This is a genomic window from Mesorhizobium sp. M1A.F.Ca.IN.022.07.1.1, from assembly GCF_003997575.1.
GTDB lineage: Bacteria > Pseudomonadota > Alphaproteobacteria > Rhizobiales > Rhizobiaceae > Mesorhizobium.
The window spans coordinates 1-12511 of sequence record NZ_RZST01000165.1 but is presented as its reverse complement, the minus strand read 5'-3'; the positions used below and the strand labels follow the sequence as shown (position 1 = coordinate 12511).

14 protein-coding genes are annotated in these 12511 nt (G+C 64.8%); 10 read left to right on the top strand and 4 right to left on the bottom strand.

Annotated features, from left to right (window positions below; all coding sequences use genetic code 11):
• The 10 genes from EOA75_RS18800 to EOA75_RS18755 form a co-directional block, all read left to right on the top strand.
• Positions 1–469: LLM class flavin-dependent oxidoreductase (locus EOA75_RS18800; RefSeq protein ID WP_127324869.1), on the top strand; the 469-nt coding region annotated here is incomplete at its 5' end.
• Between the two features lie 91 nt (positions 470–560).
• Positions 561–1730 carry an AI-2E family transporter gene (locus EOA75_RS18795; RefSeq protein ID WP_067003075.1) on the top strand — a complete coding sequence of 390 codons (1170 nt, stop codon included), beginning with the start codon at positions 561–563 and terminating at the stop codon, positions 1728–1730.
• A gap of 88 nt (positions 1731–1818) precedes the next feature.
• On the top strand, positions 1819–2016 hold the full coding sequence (locus tag EOA75_RS18790; RefSeq protein ID WP_245466674.1) for a hypothetical protein: 198 nt from the start codon (positions 1819–1821) through the stop codon (positions 2014–2016).
• Positions 2013–3011, top strand: a complete 999-nt coding sequence (locus tag EOA75_RS18785) for an LLM class flavin-dependent oxidoreductase (protein ID WP_127324868.1) — start codon at positions 2013–2015, stop codon at positions 3009–3011. Before EOA75_RS18790 ends, EOA75_RS18785 begins: the two co-directional genes overlap by 4 nt.
• A 386-nt stretch (positions 3012–3397) precedes the next feature.
• A complete protein-coding gene (gene dnaK, locus EOA75_RS18780; RefSeq protein WP_095782077.1) occupies positions 3398–5314 on the top strand; it encodes a molecular chaperone DnaK in 1917 nt (638 codons plus the stop codon).
• A 220-nt stretch (positions 5315–5534) separates the two neighbouring features.
• On the top strand, positions 5535–6665 hold the full coding sequence (gene dnaJ / locus EOA75_RS18775) for a molecular chaperone DnaJ (RefSeq protein ID WP_067003083.1): 1131 nt from the start codon (positions 5535–5537) through the stop codon (positions 6663–6665).
• Between the two features lie 122 nt (positions 6666–6787).
• Positions 6788–7393 carry a phospholipid N-methyltransferase PmtA gene (pmtA, locus tag EOA75_RS18770; protein WP_127324867.1) on the top strand — a complete coding sequence of 202 codons (606 nt, stop codon included), beginning with the start codon at positions 6788–6790 and terminating at the stop codon, positions 7391–7393.
• A 75-nt stretch (positions 7394–7468) separates the two neighbouring features.
• Positions 7469–8065 carry an NADPH-dependent FMN reductase gene (locus EOA75_RS18765; protein ID WP_095825474.1) on the top strand — a complete coding sequence of 199 codons (597 nt, stop codon included), beginning with the start codon at positions 7469–7471 and terminating at the stop codon, positions 8063–8065.
• Positions 8065–8766, top strand: coding sequence for an orotidine-5'-phosphate decarboxylase (gene pyrF, locus EOA75_RS18760; protein ID WP_095799003.1), 702 nt, complete (start codon positions 8065–8067; stop codon positions 8764–8766). The genes EOA75_RS18765 and pyrF overlap by 1 nt, the downstream gene beginning before the upstream one ends.
• Positions 8767–8803: 37 nt before the next feature.
• Positions 8804–9091: a DUF1330 domain-containing protein gene (locus EOA75_RS18755; protein WP_067324640.1), complete on the top strand. Its 288-nt coding sequence runs from the start codon at positions 8804–8806 to the stop codon at positions 9089–9091.
• A 124-nt stretch (positions 9092–9215) separates the two neighbouring features.
• On the opposite strand, the gene EOA75_RS18750 is transcribed toward EOA75_RS18755, so the two are convergent.
• The 4 genes from EOA75_RS18750 to EOA75_RS18735 all read right to left on the bottom strand — a co-directional run.
• Positions 9216–10274, bottom strand: coding sequence for a D-alanine:D-lactate ligase-like protein (locus EOA75_RS18750; protein WP_127324866.1), 1059 nt, complete (start codon positions 10272–10274; stop codon positions 9216–9218).
• A gap of 94 nt (positions 10275–10368) precedes the next feature.
• Entirely contained in the window at positions 10369–11241 is an 873-nt protein-coding gene (locus tag EOA75_RS18745; protein WP_164747441.1) for an SMP-30/gluconolactonase/LRE family protein, read from the bottom strand.
• Positions 11241–11879 carry a 2-dehydro-3-deoxy-6-phosphogalactonate aldolase gene (locus EOA75_RS18740; RefSeq protein ID WP_127247456.1) on the bottom strand — a complete coding sequence of 213 codons (639 nt, stop codon included), beginning with the start codon at positions 11877–11879 and terminating at the stop codon, positions 11241–11243. Before EOA75_RS18740 ends, EOA75_RS18745 begins: the two co-directional genes overlap by 1 nt.
• The coding region (locus tag EOA75_RS18735) for a 2-dehydro-3-deoxygalactonokinase (RefSeq protein WP_206517010.1) at positions 11876–12511 on the bottom strand (636 nt) is incomplete at its 5' end. The genes EOA75_RS18735 and EOA75_RS18740, both read right to left, overlap by 4 nt.

Sequence of the window (12511 nt, the reverse complement as noted above, 5' to 3'; positions counted from 1 at the left end):
GGCGCTTGCCATCATCGGCGGCGAGCCGGCCCGCTTCGCGCCGCTGTTCGAGATCTATCGCGAGGCGGCAAGGCGCGCCGGCAACGATCCCGCCTCGCTCGCGACCAGCTTGAACGTGCATGGCTTCGTCGGCGAGACGACCGAGAAGGCGGCCGACGATTTCTACGCACCGCAAGCCGAGGTGATGAACCGCATCGGCCGTGAGCGCGGCTGGGGGCCGACCTCGCGGGCGCATTTCGATCAGGCGCGCGGGCCGAACGGCGCGCTGTTCGTCGGCGATCCCGAACAGGTGGCGGAAAAGATCGTCGCCCAGCACAAGATCTTCGGCAACGACCGCTTCCTGTTGCAGATGGCGATCGGCACCATGCCGCATGCCAAGGTCATGAAGGCGATCGAGCTCTACGGCACCAAGGTGGCGCCGGTCGTGCGCAAGGAAACGGTGAAGGCCGCGCCGGCGCCCGTCGCCTGAGCACGCCTGCCCAGCAAGATGCGCCCTCACCGCCGGCTAAGGAACCTTGGCGGCGGCGCGTACGTTTTCCTCGGCGATCGCGAGGGAACGGATGAAGGTCGAAACGAGCGCTTCGGGTTCGAACGTTGCCGAAAGCCCGGACGAGCGCGCCAGCGCCCGCGCCGAATTGCGCCTGATTCGATTGCTGCTGATCGGCATCTTCGTGCTGATAACGATCGCCGCGCTTTATTTCGCCCGCGCCTTCTTCATGCCGGTGATCCTCGCCTTCCTGCTGGCGCTGACGCTGACCCCGATCGTGCGCTTCCTGCGCAAGCGCGGCATCCCCGAGGTGGCCTCCGCGACACTGCTGGTGTTGCTGTCCCTCTTCGTCTTCGCCAGCGCCGGTTACCTGCTCAGCGGCCCGGTCATCGACCTCATCAACAACAGCTACTCGATCGGCGAGCAACTCACCGAGCGGCTGGCGCCTTTCAAGCGTCCGCTCGAGAGGGTCATGGATCTCTCGCGTCAACTGCAGGCCCTGACCGAGACATCGCAGGAACCGGGTGTGCAGAAGGTCGCGCTGGCGCCGTCCGGCATCCTGTCGACGGCGGCCAGCAACATTCTGGGAGCCGGCACGAGCATCACCCTCGTCTTCGTGCTGTCGCTGTTCCTGCTCGCCTCCGGCACCTTGTTCTACGAGAAGATCGTCCAGTCCTTCGCCCACCTCAGCGACAAGAAGCGCGCGCTGCGCATCGTCTATGACGTCGAGCACGAGATTTCCCATTACCTGCTTACCGTGGCGGCCATCAACGCCGGCCTCGGCACGGTGATCGGACTTGGCCTTTGGGGACTTGGGATGCCGAACCCGCAGGTCTGGGGCGCGGCCGCGGCGCTGCTCAACTTCCTGCCCTATGTCGGCGGGCTGATCACCTTGCTGCTGGTCACGATCATCGCGCTGATCAGCTTCGATACGATCCCCTACGCCCTGCTGGCACCCGCCTTCGTTTTGTTGTGCGACATCGTCGAGGGCCAGTTCGTGACCCCGACGGTGGTCGGCCGGCGGCTCGAGATAAACGCGGTGGCGATCTTCATCGCCATCGCCTTCTGGTCATGGCTCTGGGGTTTCGTCGGCGCGCTGATGGCGGTGCCGCTGCTGGTGGTCATCAAGGTGTTCTGCGACCATTTCGATGGCCTCAGCCATGTCGGCAATTTCCTCGCCGCGCAGCAGACCATGGCGATCGACGACGAGGCCGGCGATAACAACCACAAATCCGGCGCGTGAGGCCTGGCCCAATCTGCATGTCCGGCCGGCTGTTTGCGGCGCCCATGGCGAGTGCCTATATCGGTCCGGTCTAACCGGACCCGCCTGCATGAATGACTTCGGTCTCGCGCTGCGCAACAACCGCCTGTCTATCCACCATCTCGGCGGCCGCAGCGAGCAGCGGGAAATCGCCTCGGCGACCGAACTCGCCGACGTGCTGGAAGGCCAGTTCGCCATCGTCATTCCCGACCGCGCCGAATTCGAGGCCCGTTGCGGCAGAAGCAAATCGTGGAGACCTGACCAATGACGGCCCTTTCGGTTCTCGACCTGTCGCCGATCACGCAAGGCAGCGATGCCTCGCGGTCGCTGGCCAATTCGCTCGACCTTGCCTGCCATGCCGAGCGGCTTGGCTACAAGCGCTACTGGCTCGCCGAGCACCACAACATGCCGGGCATTGCCAGTGCCGCGACGTCGGTTGTCATCGCCCATATCGCCGGCGGCACCAAGACTATCCGCGTCGGCGCCGGCGGCATCATGCTGCCCAACCATGCGCCGCTGATGATTGCCGAGCAGTTCGGCACGCTGGCAGCACTTTTCCCCGGCCGCATCGATCTCGGCCTCGGTCGCGCGCCAGGCACCGATATGATGACGGCGCGGGCGCTTCGCCGCAACCTGGAGGCCAGCGACAACTTCCCCCAGGACGTGGTCGAGCTGATGGGCTATTTCCAGCCGGCCGAGGAAGGTCAGCGCATCCGCGCGGTGCCGGGCGAAGGCCAGGACGTGCCGGTTTGGATCCTTGGCTCCAGCCTCTATGGCGCGCAGCTCGCGGCGCTGCTTGGGCTGCCCTATGCTTTCGCCTCGCATTTCGCGCCGGCCGAACTCGACCACGCGCTGGAGGTCTATCGCACTCGCTTCCAGCCGTCGGCGCAGCTCGACAAGCCTTATGTGATGCTCGGCCTCAATGTCTTTGCGGCACCCACCGATGCCGAGGCGAAGCTTTTGTTCACCTCGCTGCAGCAGGCCTTCGTCAACCTGCGCAGCGGCCGGCCCGGCCAGCTGCCGCCGCCGGTCGAAAACTACGACCGCGACCTTGATCCCGTCGCCAGATCCATGCTGGCCCAGGCGCTGTCCTGTGCCGTCGTCGGCGCGCCGGAGACGGTCCGCCAGGGCATCGACGCCTTCATGCGCCGCACCGGCGCCGACGAATTGATGGTGACGGCGCAGATGTTCGACCACACCGCGCGGGTGCGCTCCTTCGAGATCCTCGCGGACGTGCGCAGATCGATGTCGCAAGCCGCCTGACCGCTGGCCGCCTGTCGACCGGGGGGCGCAAGCGATCGCGGAAAACACATCTTTCTGAAGCTCCACGGAACTCCGTTCGCAGGCATTCACGCCCGGATCATGGCGACTGCGACGTTTTTGCCCGCGCCGGATTTACCTCGGTCCGGGCGTATCGGGCGGCAAATCGGCCGCAAAATTGGCGATTTAGCACCGTTCCCGGCAGGGGATCGGCTTGGTGGATGCGTTGCGCAGGATGCTTGCGCCTCGTGCCGCCTGTTCTTATATACGCGCCAACCGCCCGGCCTTGAAAACCCGGGGACCGTGGCGGAATTTCTTGTGAACAGGGGCTTTCGTCGGAACGCCTTATTCAGGGTCCTGAGAGCCTGCTTAGAGGAGAGACTAGAACAATGGCAAAAGTAATCGGTATCGACCTCGGAACCACCAACTCCTGCATCGCCATCATGGACGGCAAGGAGCCCAAGGTTATCGAGAATGCGGAAGGCGCGCGCACGACCCCTTCCATCGTCGCCATCAACAGCGATGGCGAACGCCTCGTCGGCCAGCCGGCCAAGCGCCAGGCGGTCACCAATCCTGAAAACACCATCTTCGCGGTCAAGCGCCTGATCGGCCGCCGCTATGACGATCCGGTGACGGAGAAGGACAAGAAGCTTGTCCCCTATAAGATCGTCAAGGGCGACAATGGCGATGCCTGGGTCGAGGCCGGCGGCAAGAAGCTTTCGCCCAGCCAGATCTCGGCCATGATCCTGCAGAAGATGAAGGAAACGGCTGAAGCCTATCTCGGCGAGAAGGTCGAGAAAGCGGTCATCACCGTTCCGGCCTATTTCAACGATGCCCAGCGCCAGGCGACCAAGGACGCCGGCAAGATCGCCGGCCTCGAAGTGCTGCGCATCATCAACGAGCCGACGGCTGCCGCACTTGCCTATGGTCTGGAGAAGAAGGACGGCAAGACCATTGCCGTCTATGACCTTGGCGGCGGCACGTTCGACATTTCGGTGCTCGAGATCGGCGACGGCGTCTTCGAGGTGAAGTCGACCAACGGCGACACCTTCCTCGGCGGCGAGGACTTCGACATGCGCCTGGTCGAGTACCTGGCGGCCGAGTTCAAGAAGGAGCAAGGCATCGACCTCAAGGCCGACAAGCTCGCCCTGCAGCGCCTGAAGGAAGCGGCCGAGAAGGCCAAGATCGAGCTGTCGTCGACGACGCAGACCGAGATCAACCTGCCCTTCATCACTGCCGACGCCAGCGGGCCGAAGCACCTGACGATGAAGCTCACCCGGGCGAAGTTCGAGAGCCTGGTCGAGGACCTCGTGCAGCGCACCATCGACCCCTGCAAGGCGGCGCTCAAGGATGCCGGCCTGAAGGCGGGCGAGATCGACGAAGTGGTGCTGGTCGGCGGCATGACCCGCATGCCCAAGATCCAGGAGATCGTGAAGCAGTTCTTCGGCAAGGAGCCGCACAAGGGCGTCAACCCGGATGAGGTGGTCGCGCTCGGCGCCGCCATCCAGGCCGGCGTGCTGCAGGGCGACGTGAAGGACGTGCTGTTGCTCGACGTGACGCCGCTGTCGCTCGGCATCGAGACGCTGGGCGGCGTTTTCACCAGGCTGATCGAACGCAACACCACGATCCCGACTAAGAAGAGCCAGGTGTTCTCGACGGCCGAGGATTCGCAGTCGGCGGTGACCATCCGCGTCTTCCAGGGCGAGCGCGAGATGGCGGCCGACAACAAGCTGCTCGGCCAGTTCGATCTGGTCGGCATTCCGCCGGCTCCGCGCGGCGTGCCGCAGATCGAGGTCACCTTCGACATCGACGCCAACGGTATCGTCAACGTCTCTGCCAAGGACAAGGGCACCGGCAAGGAGCATCAGATCCGCATCCAGGCTTCGGGCGGTCTGTCCGACGCCGACATCGAGAAGATGGTGAAGGACGCCGAGGCCAATGCCGAGGCCGACAAGAAGCGCCGCGCCCTCGTCGAGGCGCGCAACCAGGCCGAATCCCTGGTGCATTCGTCCGAGAAGTCGCTGAAGGACTATGGCGACAAGGTCTCGGAGGCCGACCGCACCGCGATCGCCGACGCGATTGCGGCGCTGAAGTCCGCAGCCGAAGGCGATGACGTGGCCGATATCGAGGCCAAGTCGCAGTCGCTCGCCGAAGCTTCGATGAAGCTTGGCCAGGCCATGTACGAGGCCTCGCAGAAGGAAGCGGCCGAAGCCGACGCCAAGGCGGACGCCGCCAAGGATTCGGACGTGGTCGACGCCGACTTCGAGGAAATCGACGAAGACGACGACAAGAAGAAGTCGGCCTGAGCCGGCTGACGGCCAAATAATGCGAAAAGCCCGGCGCAAGGCCGGGCTTTTTTGCAACCTTCACCGAAAAAGTGCGGACCTGGCCCAAAAATTGACGGAAAAACACCGGTGAGCCCGGCTCGGCTCTGGCATCCGGGCAACATCGCTCCTAAATCGAACAACGTGCCGGCGACGACGCGACAATGCTTGAAGACATTGAGCATCCGGACAGCGGGATAAAATGAAAGCTGATTTCTACGAAACGCTGGGCGTGCAAAAAGGCGCCGACGACAAGGAGCTGAAGAGCGCTTTCCGCAAGCTCGCCATGCAGTTCCATCCCGACCGCAACCCCGGCGACCATGCCTGCGAGCACAAGTTCAAGGAAATCAACGAAGCCTACGAGACGCTGAAGGACCCGCAGAAGCGCGCGGCCTATGACCGTTTCGGCCACGCCGCCTTCGAGCAGGGCGGCATGAACGGCGCGGCGCACGGCTTCGGCGCCGGCGGCTTCGCCGACATCTTCGAAGACATTTTCGGCGATATGATGGGTGGCCGCCAGCGCCGCTCGTCGGGCGGCCGCGAGCGCGGGGCCGACCTGCGCTACAACATGGAAATCTCGCTGGAAGAGGCGTTTTTGGGCAAGACGGCGCAGATCCGCGTGCCGGCATCGATTTCCTGTTCGGAATGCTCCGGCAGCGGCGCCAAGCCCGGCACGCAGCCGGTCACCTGCGCGATGTGCCACGGCCATGGCAAGGTGCGGGCAACGCAAGGCTTCTTCTCGATCGAGCGCACCTGCCCGCAATGCCAGGGGCGCGGCCAGACGATCAAGGACCCCTGCCCGAAATGCGCCGGCCAGGGCCGCGTCACCGAGGAGCGTTCGCTGTCGGTCAACATACCGGCCGGCATCGAAGACGGAACCCGCATCCGGCTTGCCAATGAGGGCGAGGCCGGCCTGCGCGGCGGCCCATCGGGCGACCTCTACATCTTCCTTGCCGTCAAGCCGCACGAATTCTTCCAGCGCGACGGCGCCGACCTCTACTGCAAGGTGCCGATCTCGATGACGACCGCCGCCCTCGGCGGCTCATTCGAGGTCACCACGCTCGACGGAACGCAGACCAAGGTGAAAGTGCCGGAAGGCACCCAGAACGGCCGCCAGTTCCGGCTGAAGGGCAAGGGCATGCCGGTGCTGCGGCAGCCCAATGTCGGCGATCTCTACATCCAGACCGCGGTCGAGACGCCGCAGAACCTGTCGCGGCGCCAGCGCGAGCTCCTGGAAGAGTTCGAGCAGCTCTCCTCGAAGGACAATTCGCCCCAGTCGAGCGGCTTCTTCGCCCGCATGAAGGACTTTTTCGAATCCTTCGGCGAGCCCTGAGTGGGGTGCGGCAGGGGTTGACGCGCTGCCTCAACGTCATCAACATCTTATGCCAGATCTTGCCTTGCCTTGTTCCACCTAGCTGCTAAGTAGCGGGTCGGGGAGCGTTGAGGAGAGCTCGCATGGCACGTGGTCCCGGGTTGCGCAAAGCGCTGGCGGAAAAATTCGACGACGAGCTGAAGTTCTTCAAAGGCTGGATCGACAAGCCGAAAGCTGTCGGCTCGATCGTTCCCACCAGTTCCGTGACCGCCCGCAAGATGGCCTCGATCGTCAACCCGAAATCGGGCCTGCCGGTGCTGGAGGTCGGCCCCGGCACCGGCGTCATCACCCGTGCCATCCTGGCCCAGGGCGTGAAGCCGGAGAACCTCTACGCGATCGAATACTCGACCGACTTCGTGCGCCATCTGCGCCGGCTCTATCCGCGCGTCAACGTCATCGAGGGCGACGCCTTCAACCTCGACGCAACACTCGGCGACAAGCGCGACTTGGTGTTCGATTCGGTCGTCTCCGGCGTGCCGCTGCTCAATTTCCCGGTCGCCCAGCGCATCGCCTACATCGAAAGCCTGCTCGACCGCATTCCCGTCGGCCGGCCGATCGTGCAGCTGACCTACGGCCCGCTCTCGCCGATTCCGCCCGGCCGCGGCGACTACACGGTCAAGCATTTCGATTTCATCATCCGCAACATTCCGCCGACGCAGCTGTGGATCTACCGGCGCGACGCATGTTGACCGAAAGCGCTTGGCCATCGAAAGCGCTTGGGGATTGATCGCTCTTCGACCTATACGTCTCTCGACAGGTGGCCGATGGCAGTAATCGCAAGAATCCTCGTCTTTGCAGGCTCGATCCGCACCGGCGCTTTCAGCGGCCGGACGGCCGATGTGGCGCAAAAGGAACTCGCCATGCAGGGTGCGGAGGTGACCCGCATCTCGCTCGGCGACTATCCGCTGCCGATCATGGACGAGGATCTTGAGAAGGACAAAGGCATTCCCGAGAATGCCGTGAAGCTCGGGCATCAGATTTCCGCCCATGACGGGCTGCTGATCGCGACGCCTGAATATAACGGCTCGATCCCGCCGCTCTTGAAGAATTCCATCGACTGGGTGAGCCGGCTCCGGCGCGACGGCAGCCGCTCGTTCAGGCCGCTTTACGGCAAGCCCGTCGCGCTCTGCTCCTCCTCCGAGGGCAAGTTTGCCGGCATACGCTGCATCAACCATCTGCGCGCGGTGCTGGTGCGCTGCCAGATGGAAGTGATCACGCCGGAATGCTCGGTTTCCGGCGCCGATGAAGCCTTCGCCGAGGACGGACAATTCCGCGACGCCAGACTGCACCAATCGATGGAGCGCCTATGCCGTACACTGATCGAAACCTCGCGCATGCTGTCCGTGAGGATCGAGGTCTGATGCATCCGGTCGAGACCATGCGCGACCGGCTGATCGTCGGCCTCGACGTGCCGACGCTGAAGGAAGCCGAAAAGACGGTGCGCGCGCTCGAAGGCAGCGTCTCTTTCTACAAGATCGGCTATCAGCTCGCCTTCGCCGGCGGGCTCGATTTCGCGCGCGAGCTCGCCAGCGGCGGCACCAAGGTCTTCCTCGACATGAAGCTGCTCGACATCGACAACACGGTGGCCAAGGGGGTCGAGAATATCGTCAGGATGGGGGTCTCGATGCTGACACTGCATGCCTATCCCAAGGCTATGCAGGCGGCGGTGGAAGCAGCCAAAGGCAGCGATCTCTGCCTGCTCGCGGTGACCGTGCTGACCTCGATGGACGAGCAGGACATGATCGATGCCGGCTATGAACACGATCCGCACACGCTGGTGCTGAGGCGCGCCGAACAGGCGCTGCATGCCGGCATGGGCGGCATCGTCTGCTCGGCCGAGGAGGCCGAAGCCGTGCGCCGGATCGTCGGTCCCGACATGGCCGTGGTCACGCCGGGTATACGGCCGAGCGGCAGCGACCATGGCGACCAGAAGCGTGTGGTGACGCCGGCGCAGGCGATCCGCAACGGCTCCAGCCACCTTGTCGTCGGCCGGCCGATCGTCAAGGCGCCGGATCGGCGGGCGGCGGCCGAGGCTATCTTGGCCGAAATGTGCTCGGCATAAGGCCGATCCGGTTTGCGAACCGAAACAGGAGAAAATGATGCCAAAGGGATATTGGGTTGCCCGCGTCGATGTGCGCGACCCGGAAGGCTACAAGGACTATGTCGCCGCCGCCAAACCGGCTTTCGAGCGCTTCGGCGCGAAATTCCTGGCGCGCGGCGGCGAGCATGAGAAGGCCGAGGGGCCCGGCCGCGCGCGCAATGTGATCATCGAGTTCGATTCGCTTGCCGCCGCACATGACTGCTACCACTCGCCGGAATATCAGCGCGCCGTCGCCATTCGCCAGAAAGTGGCCGACGGCGAGATCGTGCTGGTCGAGGGCGTTTGATCGTCTGAATCGTTCTGCCTTGACATGATCAAGGAAGGCGGTGGCGCAGAATAGAGATTTGCAGCGATCCTTCGCCGGCGTCTCAAAGCCGCTCCGCAGCCGCAGGCCGGTCCAATCCCTAAGCTTATGCCCTCAGCCGGCTGGTCGCCGTCTCCGCCATCGCATCCGCCAGGCTCATGCTCCATTGCCTGCGGCAATAGTCGCGGAAATCGAAGCAGGGCAGGCCGGGACAGACTTCGAACTCGATGAGATGGACGGTGTCGTCGGCTTCGACCCTGAAGTCGACCGAGAAGACGTCCTTCAGGCCAAGCCCGGCGATCAGCTCCTGCGCGATGGCGCGGATAGCGCGATCGGCCGCCGGCTGGCGGGCGGCGACCTGCTCGAGCTCCGGCTCGGCATAGGTGCCTGCGTCCCTGGCGGCCTGGCCGCTATCGCCGTAGAGCGCCATGGAGTCGGCCATGGTCTGAAAGTCGCCGCCGGACTCGACGAAGGCGATGCCGAGCGCCTCGACGCCGGTATCCGGCCTCATCCCGAGGAAGCTTGCCCGCACATTGCGGCCGGCGACATAAGGCTGGACGACGACATCGTCGCGATAATGGTCAAAGACACGCCGGCTGAGCTCCTGTGCACGACCAAGATCGCGACAGCGCGAATCCGGCCAGATGCCGATCTTGGCGCCGAGCCGGTTGGGTTTGACGAACCAGCCGGCGGGCGAGGACGGCGGGTCGACCAGCCATTTCCCATTGCGGGCCAGCCCGGCCGGCGGCACCGGCAGGCCAAGCGCGCCGAGCACGGCGCCGGAGCGGAACTTGTCCTGGCAGAGCGCGAACAGCGAATCGTCGGCGCCGATCGTCTTCAGTCCGTTCAGCCTTGCCAGTGCAGGCGAAGCGCCGCCGCGGAAATAGGCGATGCCGTCGGTCAGCGTCCAGACCAGGGTTTTGGCGGGATCGGCGTTCGCCAAGACGGTCGCGGCGTCGTCCAGCTCGACGGCCATCAAGGTGAGGCCGCGCGTTTCGCAAGCGGCGGCGAGCTGGCCGAATTCGGGCGCGAGGTCGGTCGACTGCGCCAGATAGGACGAGATCTCGGTTGCGCGTTCCGTCGGGTAGCCGTCGGCGACCAGCCGGTCGAAGCAAGCCTTCTCCGGCTCGTGGACAAGGATCAGCGTCGGGCCGTTGCTTGGCATGGAAGCTCCCAGAAGAGTCAGGTGCTACCATCGCATGGCGGTTGCAATCGGCTTTCAGGAAACCGACCTAAGCGAGCGATAATGCGCAAGCCGCTCAGGCGATCAGCACGCGCGGCTCGAAGCGGCCCCGGACCGGAATGTCGAGCAGGAAGGTCATGCCGGCCTGAGGATCGAGCTTGCGCTGCTTGTCGTCCTTGCCTTTCCAGGCCGATGTCACCGCAAGGCGGTCGGCGTTCGGCCCGACAAAGGCGGGGCAGGAAGGCTGGGTTACCGGCATCGGGATTTCGCGCAGCAGCATGCCGTCCGGCGAATAGGCCTTCACCGCCTTGCCGCCCCAGACGGCGTTCCACAGCACCCCGTCGCGGTCGACGACCGAGCCGTCGACATAGCCTTTTTGCGAACGATGATCGACGAAGATGTTCGGCTCGCCCGTCGGCAGGCCGGTCGCCGGATCGCAAGCGACGCGCATCAGAAGCCCGGTCGCGGTATCGGTGTAGTAGGCGATCGTCCCGTCGTCGGAAAAGCAGATCGAGTTGGACACGGTAATGTCGGAGAACAGTCGGCGAAGCTCGCCCTTGAAGAACCAGTAGATCGCGCCGGCGCCCTTGCCCTCGTCCTTGCCCATCGTGCCGGTCCACAACGCGCCGCAGGGATGGACGCGGGAATCGTTGGAGCGGGTCAGCGGATTGTCGGCTTCGATCGGCGTGTGCAGCGTCAGCCTGCCGGTCGCAACATCGCGGACCTGCAGGCCGATCTCGGTGGCGATCAGCTGGCGGGCATCGTCGATGATGGCGATGGCGCTGGCCATCACGCCGAGATCATGGATTTTCAGCGCGCCGGCGAGCGGCTTTTCCAGAAGCTTGCCATTGACGATGTCGAACCAGAACAGCGTGTCGGTGCCGGGATCGTAGCTCGGTCCCTCCCCCAACTGGCAAATGTGATCGCTGAAGACCGAAACGCTGTCCATCAAATCCCTCCGAAGGCTTCGTCCCAGGCCGCGACCGCGGCGCGGGCGCGCTCAGCCACTTCATCGACGCTGGCGCCCGGCTTATAAAGGCTCGACCCCAGGCCGAAGACGCTGACGCCGACGGCTTTGTAGCCGGCAAAATCCTTGTCCGAAACGCCGCCGACGGCGCCGATCAGCGCCGTTGCCGGCAGCACGGCGCGGATCGCCGAAATGCCGCCGGCGCCGAGCACGCTTGCCGGGAAGAATTTAAGCGCCGAAGCACCGAGCCTGATCGCCTGGAAGGCCTCGGTGGGCGTGAACACGCCCGGCATCGTCACCATGCCATACTTCATGGCGCGGCCCATGACATCGGCATCGATGTTGGGGCTGACCAGCAGCCGGCCGCCGGCCTTATGCAAGGCATTGACATCGGCCGCCGTCAGCACCGTGCCGGCGCCGACCAGTGCGGTTTCGGGGAGGACTTCCGCGATCCTGGTGATCGACGAAAACGGTTCCGGCGAATTGAGCGGCACCTCGATCGCCTCGATGCCGGCGTCGAAGATCGCCTGGCCTATTGAGATCGCCTCGGTCGGCTTGAGGCCACGCAAGATGGCGACCAGCCCGCGTTTCAGTCTGGGAAAGGGTGCTGTCTGTGTCACGCGTCGCCTCCGATCATGCGGTTCTCGCGCGCGGCTTCGACAAGGCCGGCGCGCACCGCTTCATCCGCATCGACGACCCGAAAAGCAAGACCGGCGAAGCCAAGAGCGGCGCCATAGAGCGAAGCCAGCGCGCCGGAAGCGATCAGCACGACGGGCGCTCCACCGACGCCGTAGCGCCGCTTCGCCGAAGCGATCTCGCCGCCGATCAACAGCCCGGACAGGCACGCCGCCGCCTCGTCGGATTTCAAATCCTGCAGCAGCCCGGCGGCGCGGATCGCAAACAGCTTTGAGGTAACGTCGCCGCCTTCGCCCAGCGCCCGCTCGCACCACTGGCGGAAAAACGGACCATCCGCCGTGACCGGCGCCGGATGCTCGCCCAGCGAATGTTTCAGGATCGAATGCGCGGCCAATACCGAAAACAACTCGCCGGTCGGCCAGGTGCCGAAGCCGGCGACCGCGCCGTCCTCGGCCACGACCCATTTGGAATGGGTGCCCGGCATGCAGACGATGTGGCGCCCCGTTGGCGGCAGATTCGCGCCGGCAAGCTGCGTTTCCTCGCCGCGCATGACATCCGGCGCGTCGGCGAGGCGCTGGGCGAGGCCGGGCACGATACGGATGTCGCGGCGCTCGCC

Coding starts and splice junctions, on each gene's coding strand:
- EOA75_RS18795 (WP_067003075.1), top strand. CDS start 561: ATGAAGGTCGAAACGAGCGCTTCGGGTTCGAACGTTGCCGAAAGCCCG.
- EOA75_RS18790 (WP_245466674.1), top strand. CDS start 1,819: ATGAATGACTTCGGTCTCGCGCTGCGCAACAACCGCCTGTCTATCCAC.
- EOA75_RS18785 (WP_127324868.1), top strand. CDS start 2,013: ATGACGGCCCTTTCGGTTCTCGACCTGTCGCCGATCACGCAAGGCAGC.
- dnaK (WP_095782077.1), top strand. CDS start 3,398: ATGGCAAAAGTAATCGGTATCGACCTCGGAACCACCAACTCCTGCATC.
- dnaJ (WP_067003083.1), top strand. CDS start 5,535: ATGAAAGCTGATTTCTACGAAACGCTGGGCGTGCAAAAAGGCGCCGAC.
- pmtA (WP_127324867.1), top strand. CDS start 6,788: ATGGCACGTGGTCCCGGGTTGCGCAAAGCGCTGGCGGAAAAATTCGAC.
- EOA75_RS18765 (WP_095825474.1), top strand. CDS start 7,469: ATGGCAGTAATCGCAAGAATCCTCGTCTTTGCAGGCTCGATCCGCACC.
- pyrF (WP_095799003.1), top strand. CDS start 8,065: ATGCATCCGGTCGAGACCATGCGCGACCGGCTGATCGTCGGCCTCGAC.
- EOA75_RS18755 (WP_067324640.1), top strand. CDS start 8,804: ATGCCAAAGGGATATTGGGTTGCCCGCGTCGATGTGCGCGACCCGGAA.
- EOA75_RS18750 (WP_127324866.1), bottom strand. CDS start 10,274: ATGCCAAGCAACGGCCCGACGCTGATCCTTGTCCACGAGCCGGAGAAG.
- EOA75_RS18745 (WP_164747441.1), bottom strand. CDS start 11,241: ATGGACAGCGTTTCGGTCTTCAGCGATCACATTTGCCAGTTGGGGGAG.